This window comes from Caulobacter henricii (genome assembly GCF_001414055.1).
GTDB classification, from domain to species: Bacteria; Pseudomonadota; Alphaproteobacteria; order Caulobacterales; family Caulobacteraceae; genus Caulobacter; species Caulobacter henricii.
In genome coordinates, this window is the sequence record NZ_CP013002.1 from 2,328,318 (window position 1) to 2,353,542 (window position 25,225).

The window sequence follows — 25,225 nt, forward strand, 5'->3', positions numbered from 1 at the left end:
AAGACCCGCCAGCCGCCCTCGCCCACTACGCCGCTCACGTGTCATGACGTTACAACCCGTCTGAAGCTCGTGAACTGAGCTAAGCGTGAGTCGGCTTAAGGCGGGACTTAAGCCGGGCGCGACCTAACGCCCCAGGCCGCGTCGGGCCTCAGGACCAGGCCTTGAAGTGCTTGGATAGTTTCAGACCCTGCCGCTGGTAATGCGACCCGCCCTCGCCATAGAGCCGGGCCGGCCGGGCGGTCAGGGGTTCATAGACGAGGCGCGCAACCGTCTGTCCGTCCTCAAGCAGGAACGGCGTCTCGTGGCTGCGCACTTCCAGGACGCCCTTGGACCCGACGGCCGAGGCCTCCTCGGTTCCAAAGCCTGGATCGAAGAAACCGGCATAGTGGACTCGGAACTCACCGACCGAAGGATCAATCGGAGTCATTTCCGCAGCTTCAAGGACCGGTATCTCAATGTCGTCCTTGGAGGCCAGGATGTAGAACTCGCCGGGATCGAGCAGCAGCTCGCCATGGCGTGTTTCCAGGGGCTCCCAGTAGTCACGGGGATCATGGCCGTCGACGTGATCCAGATCGACGACGCCGGCGTGGCGACGGCCCCGGAAGCCGACGATCCCGCCCATGCCCGGCGACAGGTCGACGCCGACACTACGGACCGAGAGCTTGGCGGGCTCACCGCGCTTCAGGCGCAATTGGTTCAGCCGGGTCCCGGAGCGCACCAGCACCGAGAAGGTCTGGGGCGCAATCTCCATATAGAGCGGACCCGTATAGCCGGCATCAACGTCATCGAAGGCCCGGCTGTGATTGGTCAGGAGCCGGACAAAGACGTCCACCCGTCCCGTGGAACTCTTGGGATTGCCGCGCGCCGAAACATTGAGCGGGAGCTTCAGGTGTTCCTGCAATTCGGCGATATAGACGCAGCCCTTCTCCAGCACCGCGCCCCGGGTCAGGTCCAGCTCGTGCATGGCCACGTCCTTTAGACGCTCGGTCACACGGCGCCCCAGGCCCGGCAGGAACGAGGCGCGCACGCGCCAGGCCCGCGCGCCAAGGCGCAGGTCAAGACTGGCGGGCTGCACCTGATCGACGTCGAACGGCGTCTGAGCGGTGATCGCCTCCTGGGCGATGAGGTCTTCGATGGTCTGGCAGGGCAGAATCCCTGCGGTGTGGGCGTCGGTCATTGGCGCGACAGTCGCTAAAGCTCGCCTGGAAGGCAAGGCTGCAGCGACGTCGGCTCGCCTGAAGCAATTCTGATGTTGAAATCAGTCCGCATCGCCTTGACCGTGTGCGCCGCTAAACCCCTTATGCCGGGCTTTTCCGCGCCGAAGAAGGAAGACCCCGTGGCCGAGGACCCGAAAGACTGGGACATCGCGACCAAGCTGATCCGCGGGGGGCTGGCCCGGTCGCAGTATATGGAGACCGCTGAGGCGCTCTACCTGACCCAGGGCTTTACCTATGACAGCGCAGAGGGGGCCGACCGCCGCTTCGCCGGCGAGGATCCCGGCTTCGTCTATTCGCGGTTCAACAATCCGACCGTGAAGATGTTCGAGGATCGCCTGGCCCTGCTGGAGGGGGCTGAGGTCTGCCGTGCACAGGCCACGGGCATGGCTTCGATCCACATGTCGCTGATGGGTCTGGTCAAGGCCGGCGACCATGTCGTGGCCGGCCGCGCCCTGTTTGGATCGTGCCGCTGGCTGATCTCCGAATGGCTGCCGCGCTTCGGGGTCGAGACCACCTTCGTCGACGCCACCGATCCCAAGGCCTGGGAAGCAGCCATGCGCCCCAATACAAAGGCGGTGCTGATCGAGACGCCGTCCAATCCGGTGCTGGAGATCACCGACATCCGGGCGGTGTCCGAGATGGCCCACGCCGTCGGAGCCAAGGTCATAGTCGACAATGTCTTCGCCACCCCGATCTTCCAGCAGCCGCTCAAGCTTGGTGCCGACATCGTGGTCTATTCGGCCACCAAGCATATCGACGGCCAGGGCCGTGTGCTGGGCGGCGCGATCCTGACCAGCGAGGCCATCAACGAGGAGTTCTACCGCGACGCCCTGCGCCATACGGGCCCCTCGCTGTCGCCCTTCAATGCCTGGGTTCTGGTCAAGGGTCTCGAAACCCTCGACCTGCGCGTCCGTCGCCAGACCGACACCGCCTTCGCCCTGGCCAATGTCATGGCCGAGCACAAGAAGACCCGGTCTGTCCTCTACCCCTTCCGACCCGATCATCCAGGCCACAATGTCGCCAAGTCGCAGATGACCGGCGGCGGCACCGTGGTGGCGCTCGACCTGGGATCGCGCGAAGCCGCGTTCAACTTCCTCAACGCCCTTGAGATCGTCGACATCTCCAACAATCTGGGCGACGCCAAGTCGATGGCGACCCATCCGCCGACCACCACCCATCGCTCTGTGCCCGAAGACCAGCGCCCTTCACTGGGCGTTGTCGAGGGTGGCGTTCGCCTGTCCGTCGGCCTCGAAAGCCTCGAAGATCTGACCCGAGATGTGATCCGTGCGCTCGACCAGGCGTGAAACCTCTCCGCCCCTGCAGCGGATCCGTCGCCGTAGAGGCACCGATGGCGGCATCTATGAGGCCCGCACGCGAGACATCGTCGTGCGGGTTGCGCCAGCCTATCTGCCGGAAGAGTCGGCGCCGGAAGAGGGCCTGTACCTGTGGTCCTATACGGTCGAGATCGAAAATCACGGCGTCGAGACCGTGCATCTGGTCGCCCGGCGCTGGGCGATCACCGACTCTCTCAATCGCTGCAACGAAGTCGAGGGCTCGGGCGTGGTCGGTGAGCAGCCGGAACTGAAGCCGCGCGAAGCGTTCCGCTATGTCTCCAGTTGCCCCCTACCCACGCCCTCCGGTGCCATGCGCGGCAGCTACCAGATGATGACCGAAGGCGGCGAGGTGTTTGACGCCGAGATCCCAGAGTTCTCCCTGCACCTTCCCGGCGCTGCAAAGCGCCTGAACTAGGGCCTATTCCCAGGGTGGCGAAACGCACCGCCAATCAAAAGCCTGATCTAGACCTCTGAATTGGATTGCGTTTCGCACACTCACTTGAAGGTGCCGGGTCACAAATGGCTCTAGCCGACCTCGGCGGGGTCCAGGGCATAGACCCGTGAGCAATACTCGCAGGTCACGTGGATCTTGCCGTCGGGCTCGATCATCTCGGCCTTCTCGGCATCGGTGAAGGACTGGATCACGGCGCCGATACGATCTTCCGAGCAGCGGCAGAACGACCGCAGCGGCTTTTCTTCCAGCAGACGCACGCCGTCCTCATTGAACAGCCGCCACAGTAGTGTCGGGGTGCCCAGGGCCAGATCAATCAGTTCGTCCTCGCCGGTCGTTTCGAAAAAGGCCTGGGCGTGGTTCCAGGCCTCCTTGGTCTCGCCGCGCGTCTCATCGCCGGCGATCGACTGGATCAGGATGCCGCCGGCCCGCCAGGTCGGGCCTTGGCCGATGTCAGCCTGACCGACAGCCAGACGGACGCGCGTCGGGGTCTGCTCCGACTGGAGGAAATACTGCTCAGCGCACAAAGCGAGAGTTTCGCCCTCGATCGGGGTCACGCCCTGATAGCGGTCCATGTCAGGCCCCTGGTCGAGCGTCATGATGAACACGCCTCCGCCGAGCAGGGTCTTGGCACCCGGACGGGCAAAGCCTTCCGAAACCTGGGCCACCTCGTCCGGATCGAACCGGCAATAGCCGCGCAGGCCCCCGCTGGTGTCGTAATCGACCACCACATAGCGCACCGGCCCATCGCCCTGGGCCTGGACGATCAGCCGGCCTTCGAACTTCAGGCTCGAGCCCACCAGGGCCGCCAGGGCACAGGCCTCGCCCAGCAGATTGGCGACAGGCTCGGGATAGTCATGGCGGGTCAGGACCTCGTCGACGGCTGCGCCGAGGCGAACGACACGGCCGCGCACGGGCAGGCCCTCGATCTGGAAGGCGGAAACGATGTCGTCGAGGGCGGGTATGGCGGTGGTGTCAGTCATGGGGCGGTTAAATAGGGGCTTCCGGCGAAAATGCGAGCCCCTGGATGTCGCGGCCACACCTCACCACGTCCGCCCCATCCTGATCTTCCCATAATGGGTACGATCCACCGCAGGGCCCATTGTCGGACAGGCAGAGTCGGCGCACCCCAAGAAGGTCGCTGCTTCTGCCCATATGCAGCGGCAAAGCCGGCCAGTGTTCCACCCCCACCGGGCGCTGGCCGGCGCCCTCCCTAGCCGATCGCGCCGAACGCCCAGGCCAGGATCGACTTCTGGGCATGGATCCGGTTTTCAGCTTCGTCCCAGGCCAGGGAGCGCGGACCGTCCAGCACGGCGTCGGTGACTTCCTCGCCCCGGTGAGCCGGCAGGCAGTGCAGAAAGACACCGTCCGGCGCTGACAGGTCCATCAGGGCCTCGTCGACCTGATAGGGCTCCAGGGCGGCCAGACGCTCGTCATGGTCGGTATCGCCCATCGACACCCAGGTATCGGCCACCACCACGTCGGCTCCGCGCACCGCTTCCTTGGGATCGTCGGTCATCGTCACCTGACCCTGCAGATCGGCAGCGCGGGCCAGATCCACCAGATCAGGATGATAGACGGCCGGACAGGCGATCTTCAGCTTGAAGCCGAGCAGCGGAGCGGCATGGATGAAGCTGGAGCAGACATTGTTCCCGTCGCCGACCCAGGCGATGGTCTTGCCGCCGACATCACCGCGATGTTCCTCGATGGTCAGCAGATCGGCCATGATCTGGCAGGGATGGCTCTTGTCCGTCAGGCCATTGATCACCGGCACGGTCGAAACCTGGGCAAAGCGCTCGACGTCGGCGTGACTGTTGGCGCGGATCATGACGGCATCGACCATCCGGGACAGGACGCGCGAGGTGTCCTCGATCGTCTCACCCCGACCCAGCTGCATGTCGTTCGACGTCGAAATGATCCCGCTGCCGCCCAACTGACGGATCGCCGCGTCGAACGAGAACCGGGTACGGGTCGAGTTCTTCTGGAAGATCATCGCCAGAACCCGGCCGTCCGCCGGTGCGTCGGCGTCGACCCTGCCCTTGCCCCAACCCTGGCGGGCAGCCTTGCGGGCCTTGGCGTCCTCAAGCAGCAGCCGCAGCGTAGCGCCGTCGAGCTTCCACAGGTCGATGAAATGCCGGGGTTGGGTCATTGCCATTCCCTCGCCGCTCTCCCCGGCGAGGGCCGGGGCCCGGATTTCTCCAGGACTTGAGAGGGCGTGTGCTGGGTCCCGGCTTTCGCCGGGACGCGCGTAAGAGTTCCGGGGTTAAGCGGCGGTCAGCTTTGCCCGCGCGGCCTCGCAGGCCTTTTCGAGCTTGGCGATGGCTTCACTGGCCTCTTCGAGGGTCAGGTTCAGCGGCGGCAGCAGACGCACGCAGTTGTCACCGCCACCGGCCACCAGCAGCTTCTCTTCGCGCGCCAGAACCATGAACTCGCGATTGTTGGCGACCAGCTTGATCCCGATCAGGAAACCCTTGCCGCGAATGTCGACGATGACATCCGGAAAGCGATCCTTGAGACCGTTGAGCTGCTGGACGAAATAGCCGGCCACGGTCTTCACGTTGTCGAGGATCTCGGGCGTGTTGATCGTTTCAAGCGCGGCCTTGCCGATGGCCATGGCCAGGGGGTTGCCGCCGAAGGTCGAGCCATGGACGCCCACGGTCATGCCCTTGGCCGCCTCGGTCGTGGCCAGGCACGCGCCGACGGGGAAGCCACCGCCGAGGGCCTTGGCCACGGCCATGATGTGCGGCTCGCCGCCCGGGGCCCACTCATAGGCGAACAGCTTGCCGGTCCGGCCCATGCCGCATTGCACCTCGTCATAGATCAGCAGCACGCCGTGCTCGTCGCACAGCGCCCGCAGGCTGACCAGGCAATGCTCGGGAATGGCACGCGCGCCGCCCTCGCCCTGCACCGGCTCGACGATGATGGCTGCCGTCGTCGGCAGGGCAACGGCCGCCTTCAGGGCGTCGTGATCGCCAAACTTCAGCTGGCTGTAGCCCGGCAGGCGGGGACCAAAGCCTTCGACATAGCTCGGATTGCCGGAGGCGTTGACTGCGGCATAGGAGCGGCCGTGGAACGAGCCGTCAAAGCCGAAGATCTCGGTGCGCTCGGGCTGGCCGTTGGCCGTGTGGTACTTGCGCGCCGTCTTCAGGGCGCACTCGATGGCCTCGGTGCCCGAGTTGGTGAAGAACACCACATCCGCGAAGCTGTGAGCGCAGAGCTTGTCAGCCAGTTCTTCCTGCTCGGGGATCCGGAAGATGTTGGAGACGTGCCAGAGCTTCTCGCCCTGGGTCTTCAGCGCTTCAACCAGAACCGGATGGGCATGGCCAAGACCGTCGGTCGCGATGCCGCCGACGCAATCCAGATATTCCTCACCATCCGTCGAGAACAGGCGCGCGCCTCGGCCCCGGTCGAACGCAAGCGGGGCGCGATTGTAGACGCCCATGATGTGTTGTTGCGAAGACTGCGACGACGTCGGGCTGGTCAAGACCGCCTCCCAGAAAGGAAATAAGCCCCCGCACTGTTCGCACGGGGACCGGAAGGCCGCAGGTTGTCGCCGCGGAACAGCGCTCTGTCAATGAAGGGTCCAGGGCAAGTTCAGGGAAATTGTCCGCCCTGTTGCTTCCGGGTGACCCCCCTCAGGTCTTGAGGCGATATCCGGTGCGGAACAGGTGCCAGCACCACAGGAAAAGGCCGATTGTCAGGAGGGCTGTCGCGATCACCCCGACCTGGATAGAGCCGTCGGCGTGGCCGATGAACCCGTAGCGGAAGCCATCGATCAGGTAGAAGAACGGGTTGTAGTGACTGGCCGACCGGAAGGGCTCGGGCAGTCGATCCACCAGATAGAAGGTCCCCGACAGGAAGGTCATCGGCATGATCAGGAAGTTGGTCACGGCCGAGAGTTGGTCGAACTTTTCGGCCCACAGACCGGCCAGAATGCCGGCGAGGCCGAGGATCAGCGACGCGCCGATGCCGAAATAGAAGATCGGCCAGATATGGGCGATGCCCAGGCCGGCCCCCGGCAGGACGCCAATCACGATCGCCGTAACCGCCCCGACCACCACACCCCGGGTCGCCGCCCCGAGGGCAAAGGCTGAGACCTGCTCCAGGGGCGACAGCGGCGGAGTCAGAAAGTCCGGCGTCAGGCCCATCATCTTGGCCTGGATCAGCGAGGAGGACGAGTTGGCGAAGGCATTGTTGAGAATGGCCATCATGATAAGGCCCGGGGCCACGAACTGCCCGAAACTGACGCCGTCCACGGCCTGACGGGCGGGACCGACTGCGACCACGAAGACCAGCATGTAGAGCAGGGTCGTCACCACCGGCGCGGCGACCGTCTGGGTGCCCACCTTCCAGAAGCGGCGGATCTCGCGCTGATAGAGGGTGAAGAAGCCGCTCCAGTTCCAGCCGTGATAGTCGCGCGGCTGCGGCGGAACGACGCTGTCTGCCATGTCTTTCATAGATCCGAGTCCCGAATGACGCCCGGGTTTTCGAGGACCTCGAAAACGCTGAACCCCTTATCCATAGCGCGATTGCCGTCGAAACCGGTGGCAATTCTGCGCTGTCGAACCACCGGCATGTGCGCTTTGCGCTCACCGGACGCAAGTCGGACCCGATCCAAATCAACATCTAGTTTCTGTGGACAGACCACTGGGCGCCCATTGTGTGGGTTAAGGTTTTCTTTACGATATCTGGTAGGACGACCGCCGGCGGGGTGGTCAAGACACCAGATATGGGGTCCTGGGCTTGGGGAAGCCTCGGCCTTCATGACATGGCGGGAGATGCGTATGAGCTGGACCGACGATCGGGTCACCACCTTGAAGAAGCTCTGGCTGGACGGGCTTTCGGCCAGTCAGATTGCCAAGCAATTGGGTGGCGTTACGCGCAACGCCGTGATCGGCAAGGTGCACCGTCTGGGCCTGTCTGGCCGCGCGGCTCCCTCGCAACCGGCGCGTCCGGCCTTCAAGGCTCCACGCCCGGCCCGGCCCGCCGCCCAGACCATGCCGTCCGCGCCTCGGCGGGTCGTCACGCCGGAGCATGCTCCGGTCCAGGCGGTGGTGTCGGCCGGCGTCGCGCCCCCGACCCTGCCCGCCTTCCGCGATGAGCAGCCCGGTTCGGCCACCGTCCTGACCCTGGGCGCCCACATGTGCAAGTGGCCGATCGGCGATCCCTCGTCGGACGGCTTCACCTTCTGCGGCCGCCGCTCGTCGGAAGGCCCCTATTGCGGCGAACACGCCCGGGTGGCCTACCAGCCGCAACAATCCAAGAAGAAGGCTGGCCCCACCGAGCTGGCCCGCTCGCTGCGCCGCTACATCTAGCGTTCAGCGACACCCCATAAAAACAAGTCTCTCATGCGGCCCTCCCCGTTCGTCGGGGAGGGCCTTATGCTGTGCGGATGACCGACGTCACCGCCCCTGATTCCAACGCGCCAGCCTATTCCGTCTCGGAACTGGCCTTTGCGCTGAAGCGCACGCTGGAGACCAGCTATTCCCATGTGCGGCTGCGCGGCGAGTTGTCGAAGGTCACCCACCACTCCAACGGCCACGTCTATCTGACGATCAAGGACGACAAGTCGGCAATCGACGGCGTGGTCTGGAAGGGCTCCGTGCGCGGCCTGGGCGTGCGGCCCGAGCACGGCCTGGAAGTCATCGTCACCGGCAAGATCACCACCTATCCGGCCGGATCGCGCTATCAGATCGTCATCGAAAGCATGGAGGCCGCCGGGGTCGGGGCCCTGCTGGCCCAACTGGAGCGGCTGAAGGCCAAGCTGCACGGCGAGGGTCTGTTCGAGGCCAGCCGCAAGCGCCCCCTGCCCTCGATGCCCGCCGTGGTCGGGGTGATCACCAGCCCCACCGGGGCGGTGATCCGTGACATCCTGCACCGCATCCGCGACCGCTGGCCCTGCCACGTGCTGGTCTGGCCCGTCATCGTTCAGGGCGATCAGGCCGCCGCCCAAGTAGCCGGGGCCATCCGCGGTTTCAACGCCATCGCGCCGGGCGGTGCCGTCCCGCGTCCCGACATCCTGATCGTCGCTCGCGGCGGCGGTTCGGTCGAAGACCTGTGGGCCTTTAATGACGAGACCCTGGCCCGCACCGTAGCAGCCAGCGACATTCCGCTGATCTCGGCCGTCGGCCACGAGACCGATACGACCCTGATCGACTTCGTCTCCGACCGCCGGGCACCCACCCCGACGGCCGCCGCCGAGATCGCCACGCCGGTGCTGGGCGAGCTTCGTGCCCTGGTCTCTGACTATGACCGCCGCCTCAACCGCAGCGGCGCGAGGCTGATCGAGGATCGCCGCACCCGCCTGGTCAGTGCCGCCCGCGGCCTGCCCCGTCCGGCTGACCTGCTGGCTCTGGCCCAGCAGCGGTTCGATATCGCCGCCGGGCGACTGGATGCCGCCCTCGGCCGCAATACCGCTGTCCATGCCCAGGCCCTGCTGCGTGTGACTGCCCGCCTTTCGCCCGAGGCCCTGGGCCGTCAGCGCCAGCAAAAGGCCGACCGCCTGACCGACCTGACCCAGCGCCTGGATCTGGCGGCACGCCGCACGCCCGAGCGCATCGCCCAGAATGCCCGCCTGCCGGCCCTGTGGAGCCGCCTCAACGCCGCCGGCGAGCGCCGCCTGCGTCGTGACGAGGATCGGCTGGCCAGTCTTGAGAAGCTTCGCCAATCCCTCAATCCTCGCCGACCGCTGGACATGGGCTTTGCCCTTGTCCGCAAGGCGGATCGCTCAATCGTCCGCTCGGCCGCCAGCCTGGGCCCCGGCGACTGGGTCAGCCTGCAGTTCGGGGACGGCGATCGCAACGCCGTGATCGACAACAGCGCACCGCCCGTCGTCACGCCGCTGGCAGCCGCTGCGTCCAAACCCGCGCGGCCGAAACCGACAACACCAAAACCTGATCAAGGCGATCTGTTCTGAGACGCCGCATTGGCGTAAAAGGACCTCATGAACGCTTATGACCGCGACCTCGGAAAGCCCGACGGCCTGGCCGTGCTCCACTATGGCGACGGCGAGTTCGCCGTCATGTCGCCGGGTCGCTATGTGCTGTGCGCCGTCACCGGTGCCAAGGTCTCGCTAGAGGCTCTGCGCTACTGGAGCCCCGAATTGCAGGAAGCCTATGCCAGCCCGGCCGAGGCCCTGAAGCGCTGGCAAGAGACCTCGGCCTGAACCGCCGGGCGCTTCTGGCGGGCCTGGCCCTTGGCGGCCCGGCCCTTATCGGTCTGGGCACCCCGGCTTCCGCCGCTATCGCGCCGCTGGTTCTGTCCGGCCGGCTCGTCCAGGGTGGATTTGCCATAGGTCGGACAGCACCCCTCGCCACCCTTGATCTGGACGGCGAGATTGTCGGTATGGCCTCGGCCGATGGCTGGTTTTTCCTCGGTTTCGACCGCGACGCCCCGCTCACCCAGATCCTGACGGTCACGACACCAGACGGTTCCGCCAGCCAAACCCTGGCCATCGCCCCCGGCGATTTTGATATCCAGCAGATCAATGGTCTGGCGGCCGACCAGGTCGCGCCGGAGGACCCGCTTCTGCTGGCCCGCATCGCCGCCGAAGGCGAACGCAAGGCGAAGGGCTTCAGCAGCCTGGCGGACCTGGACGCCTTCAAGGACGGTTTTGTCCTTCCGGTGACCGGGGCCAGGCGCTCCGCACGGTTCGGCGGCCAGCGCATCCTCAATGGCGAGCCCCGGCGTCCCCATTTTGGGGTTGACCTGGCCGCCCCTGTCGGGACACCGGTTCGAGCGCCGGCGGGCGGACAGGTGTCCTTTGCCGAAACGGGCCTGCACTTCGAGGGCGGCCTCGTTCTGATCGACCACGGACAGGGCCTGATTACCGCCTATCTTCACCTATCAAAAGTGATTGTAATGGCCGGAGATTTGGTCACGCAGGGCCAGGAGATCGGTGCCGTGGGACGTGAGGGCCGCGCTACGGGACCCCATCTCTGCTGGCGCATGAAATGGCGGGGGCGCAACCTTGACCCGTCCCTTATGGTCGATCTGCGCAGGCCTCGACTCTAGCGCGAAAATTAACCACTCGTTAGGCCTGATCTCTCTATCCAGAGACAGGGTCACGGACAGACACGGAGACACCCACCGCATGGCGGCGGACTACGCGAATTTGCGCTTTCTGCTGGTGGACGATAACCACCATATGCGGGCCATTGTCGCCGCCATTCTGAATGGCGTGGGCGTTCGGCACATTCGCGAAGCGACCGATGGTGCAGAAGCCCTGCAAGCCATGCGCGAGAGCATGATCGACATCGCCATTGTCGACTTCAAGATGTCCCCCCTGGATGGGGTGCAGTTCACCCAGCTGGTACGCAATTCGCCCGACAGCGCTGATCCCTTCCTGCCGATCATCATGCTGACCGGTTTCGCCGAACGACACAGGGTGTTCGAGGCCCGCGACTCCGGCGTGACCGAAATCGTGGTCAAGCCGGTGACGGCGCGCTCGCTGCTCGACCGGATTGACGCGGTGATCTTCAAGCCCCGGCCATTCATTCGGTCGGCGGACTATTTCGGCCCCTGCCGCCGGCGGCGGGACGATCCCAACCATGCCGGCCCGTTCCGCCGCAAGGGCGAAGGCTCAAACCGCGACACGGTGGAAATCTAGTCCTCGGCCTGAGCGGCCAGGGCCGCATAGACCTCGTTGGGCCAACGGCGGTGTACCCAGAACCACTCGGCCGGACGCTCGCGGATCCGGTCTTCCATGAAGGCATTGATCAGCCGCACGCCGGCCTCGATGTCCGCGGAGCGATCGCCGGTCGAAGGCGGAACGATCGGGTCATGCACAACGGCCCGAAACCGCGCGCCCTTGATGCGCTGCACGGACATTGGCTGCAGCACCGTGCCAAAACGGATCGCCAGTCGCGTCGGGCCTGGCGCGGTGCGCGCGTCGTGGCCAAAGAACGGCGCAGCCACGCCATTATTGAACTTCTGATCGTTCATCAGGGCGACGGACCGGCCTTCCTTCATCCCCTCCAGCAGTTCACGGGCACCATCACCGCCCTTGGGGGCAAACAGCCTGACGCCATAGCGGAACCGGCTGTCCTTGATGCGCTTGTCCACATAGGGATTGTTGGCCGCCCGGTAGGTCATTTCGCAGATGACCCCGGAGTCGACGATCGCCGCCGGCATCACCTCCCAGTTCGACAGGTGGCCTGACACGAACACGACCGGGATCTTCTTCTCGGCGATCTCGGCCAGGCGTTCCTTGTTGACCACCTCGACACGGCCGGTGGAGGGCAGGATCCTGTCCATCAGGGGGAATTCTGCAAAGGAGCGCCCCAGACCGTCCCATTGCGCGACCAGGGTCTCGGCGCGCCAGGCGGCGTCCTTTTCCGGGAAGGCCAGCCGCAAATTGCGTTCGGCCACCTTGTGCGCGCCACTCAGGGGACCAAAGGTCCGGCCGATCCAGCCGCCAAGGCTTGACGCCGCGTCCACGCCCAGAAGGCGAAACAACGCGATGAAGAGGTCAAAGCCCAGCGCTTCCATGCGCCAGAGCAGATCCTGGGCCCAAGGCCGACGCTTATCCGACATGCCTTCTTAGTAGGCTGGCTTGCACGCCGCGCGCAATGTCGCTTCGCCCGGCACGCGACTTGCGGCTGTCAGAGCGGACCGTTCCGTTTCGGGACGCTCGATACTTAACAGGGGGGCTTGGCTTTCCATGGGTAATGACATCGACGTGCATCTGGGCAAGCGATTGCGCCGCCGCCGCCGTCTTCTGGGCCTCACCCAGCAGCAACTGGCGGGCACGGTGGGCGTGCGATTCCAGCAAATCCAAAAGTACGAGTGCGGTGCGAACCGTATCTCGGCGGCTCGCCTCTGGCAGCTGTCTGAAGCGCTGGAAGTTCCGGTCGGCTATTTCTATGACGGGCTTTCCGACCAGGTTCGCCGCGAAACGACCAGCGACGCCGAAGGCGGCGAAATGTTCGCCCGCAAGGAAACCCTGGATCTGATCCGGGCCTACTACCTGCTCGGAGAGCGTCCGCGTCGTCGCCTGCTGGATCTGGCCAAGTCCTTGAACGGCGGCGAGCACGCTGACGCATAAGTGTGAGTGGCGTACGTGTGGCGGGGGCGTTAAACCCCGCCCATGACGCTTTCTGCTGACCGGCTTGCGGCGCTTGACGCCTTCATCATCGACCTGAACCGCGCTTCTGCGGAGGTCATACTCCCCCTGTTCCGGGCCGACCACGGGCTGGAAGACAAGGGGGCCGGCAAGGATCTTCCGCCAGCGAGCCATGCCGCCTTCGACCCGGTGACGGAGGCCGACCGTGGCGCTGAAGCCGCGATCCGCGCCCTGATCGCCAAGACCTATCCCGAGCATGGCGTGATCGGCGAGGAATATGGCGAGGACCGTCCCGACGCCGAGTTCGTCTGGGTGCTCGACCCCATTGATGGCACACGTGCCTTCATCTCCGGCCTGCCGGTCTGGACCACTCTGATCGGCCTGCGCCATCAGGGTCGCCCTGTCCTCGGTTCGATTGGCCAGCCCTATATCGGCGAAATCTTCCTCGGCCATGCCGGGGGCTCGCGCCTGCTTTCGCGCGGTATCGAACGCCGCATCCAGGTCCGGGACTGCCCGGCGCTGACCAGCGCCATCATCGCCACCACGGATCCGGATGCCTGCTTTGACGGGGCCGAACGGGCGGCCTGGCTGCAGGTCCGGGCGGCTGCAAAACTGGCCAGGCTGGGGTGCGATGCCTATGCCTATGCCATGGTGGCCCTGGGCAAAATGGACATGGTCATCGAGGCCGGCCTTAAATCCTGGGACATTGAGGCGGCCATACCGGTGATTGAAGGTGCCGGTGGCGTGGTGACGGACTGGCACGGCCAGCCGATTGGCCAGCACGGCGGGCAGATGGTGATCTCGGGGGATCGTCGGCCGCTCGAAGAGGCCCTGGTGGCCCTCAGACGGTCGGCGAAATAGGCGCGATCGCCGCAACTGTCTCATCAAACGCGACCCAGAACGGCATCCGGAGGGCTTCCGTCTCGATCAGCACTTCATGATAGGCCCCCTCGACCTCGAGGTAACGGCCCCTGGGAATACGGTCTGCGATCGCCTTGAGATCCGCGTTCTTGACCCGGGTATCCTCGCCGGCCCCGACGATGGTCACCGGGATCGAAATGGCCTCCACCCCTGGGGAGCGGCGCAGCCAGGCGCAGGCGGAGAAGGCGAAATCGATCCAGCCCCAGGTCGTCCCGCCCAGCGCGATGTCCGGATGGGCCAGAAGCTGCGCCCGGTAGCGTTCATAGCGCGCCTGGTCGTGGGTCAGGGCATCGGTCGCGAAGCTGTGCGTGTAGGGGTCACCCCGGTCGCCCAGGGCATAGTCACCGGCGAAACCGGCACGGGCCATGGTCCAGGCCAGGGCGCGCGCCGCGCGCGCGGGACGCTTGCCGGTATTGAGGCCCAGCATCGGGGCAGACAGAACACAGGCCGAGAAACGTCGTTCGCCCTGGGCCAGGGCCAGGGTGGTAAGGCAGCCGCCCATCGAGTGGCCCAGCGCGATCCAGGGCTTGGGCAGGCGATCCTCGAAGGTGTCCAGAAGGGCCGTGAAATCGCTCAAGAAGGGCTTGAAACCCCTGGCGTGCCCCTTGAGCCGGTCGGGCAGAGCCCGGGCAGACAGCCCTTGCCCGCGCCAGTCGTGGACCAGAACCGCGAAACCGCGATCCAGCATGTCCTGAACGACCTCGAAATACTTCTCGATCGGTTCGCTGCGGCCGGGACTGACGATCACCGAACCGCGAGGCTCTCGCTCGGGGAAAAAACAAGCGGCGCGGAGGGTTGCCCCATCCGCGCCGCCAAACCATTCAGCCGTTCCATGGTCGGGTACCGGCGCCTCAGGAATTGATACCAGAGGGGCCTGCTCCGACATGGGATCAGCGCATCTTCGAGAAGAGCGCCGCCATGCTCGACTGGAGCGCCATGGCCACGCCCATGTCCGACAGCTTCAGCTTGCCGGTCATCACCGCCATGGTGGGGTCGAGAGAGCCGGCACCGATGGCCAGCAGGTCATCCATGCTGAGCGTCATGGTCAGGTCGGCGGGCTTGTCTTCATTGGTGACCGAACCGCCGTCGATGTGCACGACACCGGCGTCCTTGAGGTCGAACTTCAGGCTCTTGCCCAGACCGCTGTCGTCGCCCACGGCGCCTTTGATACGATCGGTGATTTCCTGCAGCGTGGCCATTTGCGCGATCTCCTTGTTTTTTCGCGTGTTGCGTTGGCAAAAGCTAGACCGGGCAGAGGCGGCAAGTAAACACCGTTCAGACCCGACCTTGCTTATTTCTTCTTCGGATAGAACCCGACCCTAGTTGGAGTTTTTGTCAACTTTACCTTCACGGCACCCGGAAACTCATCGTGGAGAAAATAGGGGGTCTCCTTGACCTGGGGCAGAGGTTTCGTTCGGCCATCAGCAAAGACGGCAACCCCGCCCTGGGCCTTTACAAAGGCGATGCCGCCCATCTTGGGTGCGAGCATGGCGGCCGGTCCGGCCTGACGACGAATGACGCCATTGGTTTCCTCGACAGTGGCCACCAGGTCCTTGACCTCGTACTCGGTCTCGGCCTTCAGGGTCGTGAGGAAAGCCATCGAGGTCCCGAACTTGGTGCCAACCGGTGCATCAAAGGCGATCTTGGCGTCGGAGAGTTGGGCCAGGCTTGGGGTCTTTTCGTAGTAGCCATCAGCATTGATCGGAATGACGGTCCTGTTGCCATTCGACTCGATCAGGGTCGCCTTCTGACCAATGATGGGTTTGCCATTGACCCGGGGCGAATAGATCAATCGGAAGCGGGCCTTCTCACTGGGCGAAAGCTTCAGGAATCTTTCCAGAAACGGAAAGGCCTTGTCCGTGGAAACCGTCAGTTGGCCGGCAAGGGCGGGTGCAGCAGCGGCCATGGCCAGCACCAAGGCCAAGGCCGGAACCAGGCGCGTTCGGTTTGTCATTTTTACGCTCATTTGGGCTTCATGAATTTGAGGGTCATCCGATCGCTTTCGCCAATCGCGTCATACTTGGCGTGGTCGAACCCGGGTTCGGGCGGTTCTCCCCGTGGGGCCGAAAGCCGGGTTGGTGGCAAGGTCCAGACGCCGAAAGGATGATCCTTGGTGTCGAGCGGGTTGGCGTTGATCTCACTGGACCCGACCATGATGAAGCCCGCCTCCTGGGCCATCTGCTCGACATAGGCCTGTTGAACATAGCCGTCTGCGGCCAGGACATCCTGGATGCGCCCCGCCTGGCCCCGGTGTTCCTCGATCCCGAGAATGCCGCCAGGCTTGAGCGCCACCAGGGCGTCCTTGAAGGCCTTCTCGGCTATGCCGGCGGCCATCCAGTTGTGCACATTCCGCAGGAACAGCACCAGATCCGCCGAGCCCGCCGGCGCGACGGGACCACTCGTCGGGCCAAAGGCCGTAATCTCCACACGCCCGTAGAGCTTGGACTTCTCAGCCAGCTTATGCCGATAGGCCTCCACGACCTCGATAGCCGATGGATCCTGGCCATCCGCCTGCAGGGTTGGGGCATGAAGCTTGCCCTTCGTGGCCGCGAGAAATGGAGCCAGGATTTCCGTGTACCAGCCCGCGCCAGGCCAGAATTCCACGACGGTCTGACCCGGCTTCAGGTCCCAGAAGGTCAGGCTCTCGACAGGATGGCGCCACGGATCTCGCGCACGGTCGGCCGGCGAGCGCCAAGACCCGCCGACCGCCGCCTCTATGGTGTCATTCTGCGCCTTGTTCGGTGCCTTCGGGGGCGCTTCGGCGGCCTTGCGACCGCAGCCGGCAAGGCTTGCGGCCGCCCCGGCAACGATCACGCCGCGCCTGGACCAGGTGGTATCCGGAAGCATTCTTCCCCCTTACGAACGCCGCCAGACTAAGTCGCGACCTTGGCCAGAATGCGCCGCTTCAGCCAGGTTTGCGGAACCGCAGGGTCATCCGGTCGCTTTCGCCGATCGCGTCATACTTGGTGCGATCGAAGGTCGGATCGGCAGGTTGGCCACCGGGGGCGGTGCGCTTGACAGGCGGCAGGGTCCAGACGCCGAAGGGGTGATCCTTGGTATCCTTGGGGTTGGCATTGATCTCGGACTTGGCGTCCAGCTTGAAGCCGGCCTTCTCGGCCAGGGCGACAACCGTCGCCGTGGCGAGGTACCCGTCAGCGCCGGCACTGGTCTCGGACTTCGGGTCCGCGCGATGCTCCTCGACGGCCAGCATGCCGCCCGGCTTGAGCACAGCGAAGAAGTCCGCGAATACCTTGTCCGCAACGCCCGGCTGAACAGTCCAGTTGTGGACGTTTCGGGCGGTCAGAACGAGGTCGGCTGACCCGGGAGCCCCCAAGGGCGCGGAGACAGCGCCAAAATTGGCATAGCCGACCCTGCCGTACCGCTCATCCTTGGCAAAACGGGCTTCAAAGGCTTCGCGGCCCTTACGAGCCCCCTCTGAGAGCTTGGGATTGGCCAGATCGGCAACGCCGGCGATGTAAACACCACCCGTCGCCTTGGCGTAGGGCGCGAGGATCTCGGTCCAGTACCCGTTGCCCGGAGACACTTCGATGATCGTCTGGCGGGGCTTCACCCCCCAGAAAGACAGGCTCTCATACGGATGGCGAGCACCATCACGCGCGACATCAGCAGCCGGTCGCTGAGGTGCAGCGACAGCGGCCTTCAGCGCCGCATCGCGGGCGAAGGCGGAGGGAGCAGCAGCCACACAGAGGGCTGCTGCCAGAATCAGGACATGGCGACGGTGGGTCATTTGGGGGGCTCTTCCGCGTCAGGAGCGGCGACCTTAGCCGGGCAATTGCGGCAATCAAGCCCTTAGCGACCGTGGATCATTTTCGCCTCTTGAAGTCGAAAAGAGGCACCCCAACTAATTAATCGAAGGCGCTGGACTTCCGGGCCTTCCGGACCGCAGGCGATGCCGATTTCGGGTCGCCAAAGGGACGAACTGACACCGCAACCTTGCTTGATGAGAAGGATGTCACCATGCGTACCATCGACCTTTCCCCCCTCTATCGGTCTGTCGTCGGCTTCGACCGACTGGCCTCCCTGCTCGACGCCGCAGCGTCGAATGAGGCCGCGTCGGGCTATCCGCCCTACAATATTGAACGCACCGACGAGAACGCCTACCGGATCGAGTTGGCCGTCGCCGGGTTCAAGCCGGACGAACTGTCTATCGAGGTGAAGGAAAACCTTCTCACCGTCACCGGCCGCAAGACGGCCAATGACGAAGCCAAGCGCTACCTGCATCGCGGCCTGGCTGAGCGCAATTTCGAGCGCCGCTTTCAGTTGGCCGACTATGTGGTCGTAACGGATGCGGCCCTGGCCGATGGCCTGTTGTCGATCGCCCTGAAGCGCGAACTGCCCGAAGCCCTCAAGCCCCGCACCATTGAGATCAAGTCGGAGGCCGCTCCGCTGATCGAAGGCAAGAAGGTCAAGGCCGACAAGGCCGCCTGACCGGCCACCTCCGGCATCGATCTCTTCCCCCTCCCCGACTTTGGCGGCGCAGCGATGCGCCGCCTTTTTCGTGTTGAGGCAAAAGTCAGGCCTGACGAAGGTCCCCCCGCGTCTTTCGGCAGCCGGTCTAGCTGGGGCCTGAGAGGTCCAGGCCCTGCACCTGGCTAAGATCACAGTCCCGGAAACTGGTCTTGAGCACACGGGCCCCGGTGAAATCGGCTCCGCGCAGATCAGCACCGTCGAGCACGGCCTCTGAAAGATTGGCTGTCTGGGCCATGACATAGCGCAGGCGCGCGGACCCGAGATGGGTCACGGTTCGGCGGTCCGGCCCGAGAGGCAGGGCCGTCAGGAAGGCCTGGCGCAGATCAGCCTTGGTCAAGTTGGCACCGGTAAGCTTGGCCCCACGCAGATCGGCACCGCGAAGATTGGCCGCGCGAAGATCAGCGTTCTGGAGGTTGGCTCCCTGAAGCTGGGCACCAGACAGATCCATACCGACCATACACGCCCCCTTGGCGCTCATAGCCGTGAGGCGCAGGCCCTTGAGGCGATCGGCCAAGGGACGCAGGTCCTCGCCGTCCAGACGCGCGCACTGACCTTCCTGTCCGCCGGACTGACACCAGAGCTGGTTATCCAGGGCACGCTGGTAGAGTTCCTTGACCCGTGCGAGCGCCTGGGGCGTGACAGCGATCAAAGCGCCGCTCATGTTCGAGCCCGTGGTCCGCGCCGTCGAGGTATCGACGCCGGCCATGACCGATCCCTGCAGATTGGCCCCTTCAAGATTGGCACCCTTCACGTCGGCACCGTCCAGAATGGCCCCTGAGAGGTTGGCTTCCTTGAGATTGGCCCCCGACAGCTTGGCACCGCGCAGGGAACAGTCGCTGAAATCGGCCTTGAACGCCGACACCCCTTCGAACTGCGAACCGTCGAGGGTCGCGCCCGAGAAATTGACCTCATCGACTTCGCCCTGGCGCGTCTCGTGCCGAAGGGTATCGAGACCCTTGCTCGGGTGCGGAATGGCGATCTGCCCTTCCCGGAAATCCGCCTGGGTCAGATCCGCCTGGGCGAGGTTGGCACCGCGCAAACAAGCCCCGCGGAGGTCGGCACGCACCATAACCGATTGCCGCAGATCAGCCTTGCGCAGGTCACAGCCGAAGAGACTCGCACGATCCAGCTTTGTGCGGACCATGCGGCAGCCTTCGAGAGCTGACCCGGTAAAATCAGCGTCCACAAGATTACGGAATGAGAGGTCCAGACCGGACAGGTTTACGAACTTCAGAGAAGCGCGCCGGCCGCCTTGCTTGCCAGTCACGAACTTCTCGTGGGCGGTCAAAATCATGTCGAGCTCGGCCTGGCTAAGGCGTCGCCTGCCGGCCATGCTCTGCGCGGCGTTCATGCCCCTGATACTCCCGTAACCACGTTCTGTGGTCGGACCCTATCGGGGATGAACGAGTGAACCGTTAAAAGTGCGCGGAAATGTCGCGCCGGATCAAAGAACCCCGTTTAGGCCGCGCGAGCCCGCCCGCAGGGCTCCGGTAAGGTCGACGTCCTTGAGATTGGCATTGGTGAAATTGGCGCGAGAAAGGTCCGCACCACTGAAACAGGCCTGACGGAGATCCGCTCGAGCGAGATCCGCATTGGTCAGCAGACTTCCGGTCAGATCCGATGGCAGCAGCCGATCCGGCCCGATCAGCAGCGGGCCGAGTTGCGCATCTCTGAGGTCCGAACCTGATAGCTTGGCACCGCGCAGGCGGGCACCGCGGAGATCGGCGTGGCGCAGATTGCAGGCCCGTAGGTCGGCCCCCTCAAGTTGGGCACCCTGGAGTTGCACGCCTTCCATGTCGAGGCCGTAGAATACCGCCCCCTTGGCCGAAAGAGCAGTCAGGTTAAAGCCGCGGATCGTTTTCAGATTCCGCAGGTCGGCCTTGTCAAAGGCCGAGGGCTTGCCTTCCGAGCCCCCGGTTTCACACCACCGCGCATGGTCAGCGATCATCTGTTCGTAGGGCAGATCCGAGATGCTAGTTCCAGAGGGCTTGTCCGTAAGAGCCCCGTCCATATTGGTGTCACTGACGTTCCAGGCCTGGGTCTTTGCACCGACCAGAACGCTGTTGCGCAAGTCCGCGCCCGACAGGTTGGCACCAGACAGATCGGCCCCTGCGAGGTTGGCACCGTTGAAATTGGCCTGTTTCAGATTGGCGCGGACCAGCTTTGCATCCTTCAGGATCGCATCACTGAAGTCCGCCTTGTTCGCGACGATTCCGGAAAGCCGCGAGCGCTCGAGGTTCGCGCCGGCCAGGATGGCACCCGTGGCATAGGCCTCACGATGGGTCTGCTCGAGGATCTTGTAGCCTTCCTTGCGATCCGCGGCGGCTATGGCCCCTTCCCGCAGATCGGCCTCGAAAAGGTCGGCCCCGGTTAGATTGGCGCCCCTCAGACTTGATCCCCGCAGGTCAGCCCGTCGCATTGAGGCGTCGGACAGGTCAGCCCCCTGCAGGTCGGCCCCGTAGAGATTGGCATTGTCGAGCTTGGCCTTGCGCAAGTCGCAACCGACCAGCAGCGCGCCGGTGAAATCGGCGTCGCAGAGATTTCGCCCGGTGACCGAAAGACCGGACAGATCGCAGAACGCAAAAACGGCCCGCGCTCCGCCAAGACGAGCCGCCCACAGCCGGTCGTGCTTGGCGCAGATCACGTCCACGTCATATTGCGTCAGGCGCCGATACTCGTGGCCCGTGGCCACAGGAGCGGTCATGTTACTTGCGATCTATCCAGATGGATGGATCCCGACCATGCCTCCTGCGGCATTAACGCTGAGTTTCCAAGGCCTTCCGGTACCGTCAGCCTATGGCCGGCAGGGACTCGGCGCGGCTCTCGTCAAGGTAGCGCACGGCCACGGGCTTTAGGCCCAGGTCGAGCTCGATCACCAGCGGATTGCCGGTCGGGATCTCGACATGAACGATCTCGGCGTCCGGCACGTTGAACAGGTGCTTGACGATGGCACGCAGGGAATTGCCATGGGCGGCCACCAGAATCGTCTCGCCCGCCGAAAGCCTCGGCGCGATGGCGGCCTCCCAGTAGGGCAGTACCCGAACAAGGGTGGTCGCAAGGCTTTCCGTCGAGGGCAGGTCCTTGCCGGCGTAGCGACGGTCCTTGCTGAAGTCGTACTCGCCGCCCGGTGCCAGTTCCGGCGGCGGAATGTCGTAGGACCGCCGCCAGATCGTGACCTGGGCCTCGCCATGCTTGGCGGCGGTCTCGGCCTTGTTGAGGCCGGTCAGTCCACCATAGTGACGCTCATTCAGCCGCCAGTCCTTGGTCACCGGCACAAAGCTTTGCCGAGCAGCATCCAGGGCCAGATTGCAGGTTCGGATCGCGCGGGTCTGAACAGAGGTGAAGGCCTCGTCGAGTTCGATGCCGGCCGACTGTATCAGTTCGCCGCCTTTGCGCGCCTGGGCCTCCCCTTCGGCGGTCAGATCGACATCCACCCAGCCGGTGAAGCGGTTCTCGAGATTCCACTGGCTTTGGCCATGGCGGAGCAGGACGAGGGTCGGCATCGGGCCTCCTTGCGAGATGACACGGGCGGGCTAGGCCCAGAGGCGCTTCACGTCAAGCGCCCCCCCCTCCCCGTCCGCGCGACACATGCTATAGGCAGGCTCATGTCCGATCGCATTTTCATGCCCCTGATGGCGCTGATCGCTTTTGCGATGATCGCCCTCGCCCTGGTCTGGCCGCAAGGTTATGGCGCGCGTTCGCCCGATCCTTTCGGGTCGACGCCCATCCAGCAGACGCCGGAAATGCGGGCCAAGATCGAACGCGAAAAGGAAGGTGCCCGTCGCCGGGCCGAGGAAGCTGTGCGAGCCGTCAAGGCTGCGGGCGGAGCCGTACAATGACCGGCTTTGACGCTGTCACGGTCGGCCAGCGCGTCATTCTCGGCGAGGCAGAAGCCCTTCGATCGCTTTCAGACACGCTGTCCGACGCCTTTGTCCGGGCCGTCGAGACCCTGTTTGCCGCCAAGGGACGCGTAGTCTGCACCGGCATCGGCAAGTCAGGACACGTTGCCCGCAAGATCGCCGCGACCATGGCCTCGACCGGCGCACCGGCCATGTTTGTCCATGCCGCTGAGGCCAGTCATGGCGATCTGGGCATGATCGGCCAGGACGATGTCGTTCTGGCGCTTTCAAAGTCGGGCGAAGCTCGCGAACTGTCCGACACCCTGGCCTATGCCAAACGCTTCTCTATCCCCCTGATTGCCATAACTGCAGTTGCAGAGAGCCAGCTTGGCCGCGCAGCCGACATCGTGCTGTTGCTTCCCGACGCGCCGGAAGCCACCGCCGAGGTCAATGCCCCGACGACCTCGACCACCCTGCAGATGGCCCTCGGCGATGCCCTGGCGGTCGCCCTACTGGAACGGCGCGGGTTCACCGCCAGCGATTTCCGCGTGTTCCATCCCGGCGGCAAGCTGGGCTCGATGCTGCGCACGGTCGGCGATCTGATGCATGGCGCAGAGGAACTGCCCCTGGCCTCCGCCGACGCTCCCATGGCCGAAGCCCTGCTGGTGATGAGCGAGAAGCGCTTTGGTGCCGTCGGGGTTACTGACGGGTCCGGAGCCCTGGTAGGATTGATCACGGATGGCGATCTGCGGCGCCACCTGGATGGCCTGATGGGTCATGTCGCCAGCGAGGTCATGACGCGCGCGCCCTTGACCATCGGATCAGCCGCCCTGGCCGCCGAGGCCCTGAAAATCATGAATGAGCGCCGGATTACGGTGCTGTTTGTGGTCGATGGCGAGCGCCCCGTTGGCATATTGCATGTGCATGATCTGCTTCGAGCGGGGATTCTCTAGACCTGGGTCTAACTTCGACGCCTTATTTGACCCTGCTATACCCTTTCTGAGCTATGCCCTTGGGTGACGTCAGCCGCCGAGCCCCGCTGGGCCGAGCATCTCGTACCTGCGCACGATAGATAAAATAGGCTCAACCCAGGGCAAGCGACATAGATCTTCTTACGCCTGATACACGCACAATCTAGAAATGGTCCAAAATGGAAAAAGTCGTAAGAAAGCGGCGTCGAAAAACACCGCAGAAGAAGAAATTTTCTTTCACAAAAAATCACTTGTATATTGCATCTGCAGTCTTGATTGGCGGCCTGATACTGATAATTGCCGCGAAATTCTACCTCCTGGCCCTCTAGGCTAGATGCACCCCTACGCATTTACGCCCTGACAAGGTGAGTCTCCAGCGGCTATAGAGACGACTTCAACCTAGATGCGAGCACCGATGTTCTCTGCGCCCCGCTCCGACCTCGTTGCCAACACCGCCGCCTATGAGAACGAACCGCTGGTCAAGGCGACCGGCTTTCGGGAATACGACGCGCGCTGGCTGTTTGGGCCCGACATCAACCTGCTGGGCATTCAGGCCCTGGGGCTTGGGCTAGGCACCTATATCCAGGAACTGGGCCTGGCGAAGATCGTGGTCGGCCACGACTTCCGCTCCTATTCCAGCTCGATCAAGAACGCCCTGATCCTGGGCCTGATCTCGGCCGGCTGCGAAGTTCACGACATCGGCCTGGCCCTGTCGCCCACCGCCTATTTCGCCCAGTTCGACCTCGACATCCCCTGCGTGGCCATGGTCACCGCCAGCCACAACGAGAACGGCTGGACCGGCGTCAAGATGGGCGCCCAGCGCCCCCTCACCTTCGGACCCGACGAAATGGGCCGCCTGCGCGAGATCGTGCTGGGCGGGGCCTTTGTCGAACGCGACGGCGGCAAGCTGATCCGGGTCGAGGGCGAAGCCGAGCGCTTCATCGCCGATGTGGCCAAACGGGCCAGCATCACCCGCCCGCTGAAGGTGATCGCCGCCTGCGGCAACGGCACCGCCGGGGCCTTCGCGGTCGATGCCCTGCAGCGCATGGGCGTGTCCGATGTCATCGGCATGGACACCGAGCTCGACTACACCTTCCCGAAATACAATCCGAACCCGGAAGATGCCGAGATGCTGCACGCGATGGCGGCCGCCGTCCGCGAGCATGGCGCGGACCTCGCCTTCGGCTTCGACGGTGACGGCGATCGCTGTGGCGTCGTCGATGATGAAGGCGTGGAGATCTTCGCCGACAAAATCGGCCTGATGCTGGCCCGCGATCTCGCCCCGCTGAACCCCGGTGCCACCTTCGTGGTCGATGTGAAGTCCACCGGACTCTACGCCACCGACCCGATCCTGGCCGCGCAGGGCTGCAAGGTGATCTACTGGAAAACTGGCCACAGCTACATCAAGCGCAAGAGCGCCGAACTGGGGGCCCTGGCCGGCTTCGAGAAGAGCGGCCACTTCTTCATGAACGGCGAGCTGGGCTATGGCTATGACTGCGGCCTGACCGCCGCCGCTGCCATCCTGGCCATGCTGGACCGCAATCCGGGCCTGAAGCTGTCGGACATGCGAAAGGCTCTGCCCGTGGCCTTCACCTCCCTGACCATGAGCCCGCATTGCGGTGACGAGGTGAAGTACGGCATCGTCGACGAGGTGGTGAAAGAGTACCAGGCCCTGTTCGCCGCCGGCGGCGCAATCCTGGGCCGGAAGATCACCGAGGTGATCACCGTCAACGGCGTGCGCGTGCACCTGGAAGACGGCTCATGGGTGCTGGTCCGGGCCTCGTCCAACAAGCCCGAGATCGTGGTGGTGGTCGAGAGCACGAGTTCCGAGGACGACATGCGGGCCCTGTTCCGAGAGGAAGTGAAGCCGCGCCTGGGCGACCGGGTCGGGAAATACAATCAGGAGATCTGATCCTCTCTCGACAGGCGAGAAATCAG

At 64.4% G+C, this 25,225-nt stretch carries 27 protein-coding genes; 13 read left to right on the forward strand and 14 right to left on the reverse strand.

Annotated elements, in window-relative coordinates; genetic code table 11:
• Window positions 1–148: 148 nt before the first annotated feature.
• Window positions 149–1,177, reverse strand: coding sequence for a 2'-deoxycytidine 5'-triphosphate deaminase (locus tag AQ619_RS10920; RefSeq protein WP_062147190.1), 1,029 nt, complete (start codon window positions 1,175–1,177; stop codon window positions 149–151).
• A gap of 159 nt (window positions 1,178–1,336) precedes the next feature.
• On the opposite strand from AQ619_RS10920, the gene metZ reads away from it, so the two are divergent.
• Window positions 1,337–2,521 carry an O-succinylhomoserine sulfhydrylase gene (gene metZ / locus AQ619_RS10925; RefSeq protein WP_062151594.1) on the forward strand — a complete coding sequence of 395 codons (1,185 nt, stop codon included), beginning with the start codon at window positions 1,337–1,339 and terminating at the stop codon, window positions 2,519–2,521.
• Window positions 2,502–2,966 (forward strand): Co2+/Mg2+ efflux protein ApaG, encoded by a 465-nt coding sequence (gene apaG / locus AQ619_RS10930; protein ID WP_062147193.1) that lies wholly within the window; start codon window positions 2,502–2,504, stop codon window positions 2,964–2,966. Before metZ ends, apaG begins: the two co-directional genes overlap by 20 nt.
• Window positions 2,967–3,076: 110 nt before the next feature.
• On the opposite strand, the gene AQ619_RS10935 is transcribed toward apaG, so the two are convergent.
• From AQ619_RS10935 to AQ619_RS10950, 4 genes are all read right to left on the reverse strand, one after another.
• Window positions 3,077–3,985, reverse strand: a complete 909-nt coding sequence (locus AQ619_RS10935; RefSeq protein ID WP_062147196.1) for an Hsp33 family molecular chaperone — start codon at window positions 3,983–3,985, stop codon at window positions 3,077–3,079.
• A gap of 230 nt (window positions 3,986–4,215) precedes the next feature.
• On the reverse strand, window positions 4,216–5,151 hold the full coding sequence (argF, locus tag AQ619_RS10940; protein WP_062147199.1) for an ornithine carbamoyltransferase: 936 nt from the start codon (window positions 5,149–5,151) through the stop codon (window positions 4,216–4,218).
• 114 nt (window positions 5,152–5,265) lie between these two features.
• Entirely contained in the window at window positions 5,266–6,486 is a 1,221-nt protein-coding gene (locus AQ619_RS10945; RefSeq protein ID WP_084745926.1) for an aspartate aminotransferase family protein, read from the reverse strand.
• 151 nt (window positions 6,487–6,637) lie between these two features.
• A complete protein-coding gene (locus AQ619_RS10950) occupies window positions 6,638–7,459 on the reverse strand; it encodes an ABC transporter permease (RefSeq protein ID WP_062147205.1) in 822 nt (273 codons plus the stop codon).
• A 327-nt stretch (window positions 7,460–7,786) separates the two neighbouring features.
• Here AQ619_RS10950 and gcrA point away from each other — a divergent pair, with 327 nt between their 5' ends.
• The 5 genes from gcrA to AQ619_RS10975 all read left to right on the forward strand — a co-directional run bounded on the left by gcrA (window position 7,787) and on the right by AQ619_RS10975 (window position 11,610).
• Entirely contained in the window at window positions 7,787–8,317 is a 531-nt protein-coding gene (gene gcrA / locus AQ619_RS10955) for a cell cycle sigma 70 cofactor GcrA (protein WP_062147208.1), read from the forward strand.
• A gap of 77 nt (window positions 8,318–8,394) precedes the next feature.
• A complete protein-coding gene (xseA, locus tag AQ619_RS10960; protein WP_062147211.1) occupies window positions 8,395–9,918 on the forward strand; it encodes an exodeoxyribonuclease VII large subunit in 1,524 nt (507 codons plus the stop codon).
• Window positions 9,919–9,945: 27 nt separating this feature from the next.
• Window positions 9,946–10,167, forward strand: coding sequence for a DUF2093 domain-containing protein (locus AQ619_RS10965; RefSeq protein WP_062147215.1), 222 nt, complete (start codon window positions 9,946–9,948; stop codon window positions 10,165–10,167).
• A 47-nt stretch (window positions 10,168–10,214) separates the two neighbouring features.
• Window positions 10,215–11,015, forward strand: coding sequence for a M23 family metallopeptidase (locus AQ619_RS10970; RefSeq protein ID WP_062151597.1), 801 nt, complete (start codon window positions 10,215–10,217; stop codon window positions 11,013–11,015).
• A gap of 79 nt (window positions 11,016–11,094) precedes the next feature.
• Window positions 11,095–11,610, forward strand: a complete 516-nt coding sequence (locus tag AQ619_RS10975; RefSeq protein ID WP_062147218.1) for a response regulator — start codon at window positions 11,095–11,097, stop codon at window positions 11,608–11,610.
• Here AQ619_RS10975 and AQ619_RS10980 read toward each other — a convergent pair.
• Entirely contained in the window at window positions 11,607–12,536 is a 930-nt protein-coding gene (locus AQ619_RS10980; RefSeq protein WP_062147221.1) for a lysophospholipid acyltransferase family protein, read from the reverse strand. The genes AQ619_RS10975 and AQ619_RS10980 overlap by 4 nt on opposite strands.
• Window positions 12,537–12,663: 127 nt before the next feature.
• Here AQ619_RS10980 and AQ619_RS10985 point away from each other — a divergent pair, with 127 nt between their 5' ends.
• Both AQ619_RS10985 and hisN read left to right on the forward strand, forming a co-directional pair.
• Complete coding sequence (locus AQ619_RS10985; RefSeq protein ID WP_062147226.1) at window positions 12,664–13,047, forward strand: helix-turn-helix domain-containing protein; 384 nt, start codon at window positions 12,664–12,666, stop codon at window positions 13,045–13,047.
• A gap of 42 nt (window positions 13,048–13,089) precedes the next feature.
• Window positions 13,090–13,926, forward strand: a complete 837-nt coding sequence (hisN, locus tag AQ619_RS10990) for a histidinol-phosphatase (RefSeq protein WP_062147230.1) — start codon at window positions 13,090–13,092, stop codon at window positions 13,924–13,926.
• On the opposite strand, the gene AQ619_RS10995 is transcribed toward hisN, so the two are convergent.
• From AQ619_RS10995 to AQ619_RS11015, 5 genes are all read right to left on the reverse strand, one after another.
• Window positions 13,907–14,872 carry an alpha/beta fold hydrolase gene (locus AQ619_RS10995; protein ID WP_062147233.1) on the reverse strand — a complete coding sequence of 322 codons (966 nt, stop codon included), beginning with the start codon at window positions 14,870–14,872 and terminating at the stop codon, window positions 13,907–13,909. The two genes, hisN and AQ619_RS10995, sit on opposite strands and share 20 nt — an antisense overlap.
• A gap of 4 nt (window positions 14,873–14,876) precedes the next feature.
• On the reverse strand, window positions 14,877–15,185 hold the full coding sequence (locus AQ619_RS11000; protein WP_062147236.1) for an SCP2 sterol-binding domain-containing protein: 309 nt from the start codon (window positions 15,183–15,185) through the stop codon (window positions 14,877–14,879).
• A 92-nt stretch (window positions 15,186–15,277) separates the two neighbouring features.
• Window positions 15,278–15,940 carry a hypothetical protein gene (locus AQ619_RS11005; RefSeq protein ID WP_062147239.1) on the reverse strand — a complete coding sequence of 221 codons (663 nt, stop codon included), beginning with the start codon at window positions 15,938–15,940 and terminating at the stop codon, window positions 15,278–15,280.
• 8 nt (window positions 15,941–15,948) lie between these two features.
• Window positions 15,949–16,833, reverse strand: a complete 885-nt coding sequence (locus tag AQ619_RS11010) for a class I SAM-dependent methyltransferase (protein WP_062147242.1) — start codon at window positions 16,831–16,833, stop codon at window positions 15,949–15,951.
• Between the two features lie 58 nt (window positions 16,834–16,891).
• On the reverse strand, window positions 16,892–17,734 hold the full coding sequence (locus AQ619_RS11015; RefSeq protein ID WP_062147245.1) for a class I SAM-dependent methyltransferase: 843 nt from the start codon (window positions 17,732–17,734) through the stop codon (window positions 16,892–16,894).
• A gap of 230 nt (window positions 17,735–17,964) precedes the next feature.
• Between AQ619_RS11015 and AQ619_RS11020 the strand changes: the two genes are divergently transcribed.
• Entirely contained in the window at window positions 17,965–18,435 is a 471-nt protein-coding gene (locus AQ619_RS11020) for an Hsp20 family protein (RefSeq protein WP_062151599.1), read from the forward strand.
• A gap of 127 nt (window positions 18,436–18,562) precedes the next feature.
• Here the strand turns inward: AQ619_RS11020 and AQ619_RS11025 are convergent, their stop codons facing one another.
• The 3 genes from AQ619_RS11025 to gpmA form a co-directional block, all read right to left on the reverse strand.
• The gene (locus AQ619_RS11025; RefSeq protein WP_062147248.1) at window positions 18,563–19,828 is read right to left on the reverse strand and encodes a pentapeptide repeat-containing protein; all 1,266 of its coding nucleotides are present in this window, start codon (window positions 19,826–19,828) and stop codon (window positions 18,563–18,565) included.
• Window positions 19,829–19,921: 93 nt separating this feature from the next.
• Window positions 19,922–21,181: a pentapeptide repeat-containing protein gene (locus tag AQ619_RS11030; protein ID WP_062147251.1), complete on the reverse strand. Its 1,260-nt coding sequence runs from the start codon at window positions 21,179–21,181 to the stop codon at window positions 19,922–19,924.
• Between the two features lie 85 nt (window positions 21,182–21,266).
• A complete protein-coding gene (gene gpmA, locus AQ619_RS11035) occupies window positions 21,267–21,980 on the reverse strand; it encodes a 2,3-diphosphoglycerate-dependent phosphoglycerate mutase (RefSeq protein WP_062147254.1) in 714 nt (237 codons plus the stop codon).
• Window positions 21,981–22,082: 102 nt separating this feature from the next.
• Here gpmA and AQ619_RS11040 point away from each other — a divergent pair, with 102 nt between their 5' ends.
• From AQ619_RS11040 to AQ619_RS11050, 3 genes are all read left to right on the forward strand, one after another.
• Window positions 22,083–22,316 carry a hypothetical protein gene (locus AQ619_RS11040; RefSeq protein WP_062147257.1) on the forward strand — a complete coding sequence of 78 codons (234 nt, stop codon included), beginning with the start codon at window positions 22,083–22,085 and terminating at the stop codon, window positions 22,314–22,316.
• Complete coding sequence (locus tag AQ619_RS11045) at window positions 22,313–23,269, forward strand: KpsF/GutQ family sugar-phosphate isomerase (protein WP_062147261.1); 957 nt, start codon at window positions 22,313–22,315, stop codon at window positions 23,267–23,269. The genes AQ619_RS11040 and AQ619_RS11045 overlap by 4 nt, the downstream gene beginning before the upstream one ends.
• Window positions 23,270–23,702: 433 nt before the next feature.
• On the forward strand, window positions 23,703–25,199 hold the full coding sequence (locus tag AQ619_RS11050; protein ID WP_062147265.1) for a phosphomannomutase/phosphoglucomutase: 1,497 nt from the start codon (window positions 23,703–23,705) through the stop codon (window positions 25,197–25,199).
• The last annotated feature ends 26 nt before the right edge of the window (window positions 25,200–25,225 follow it).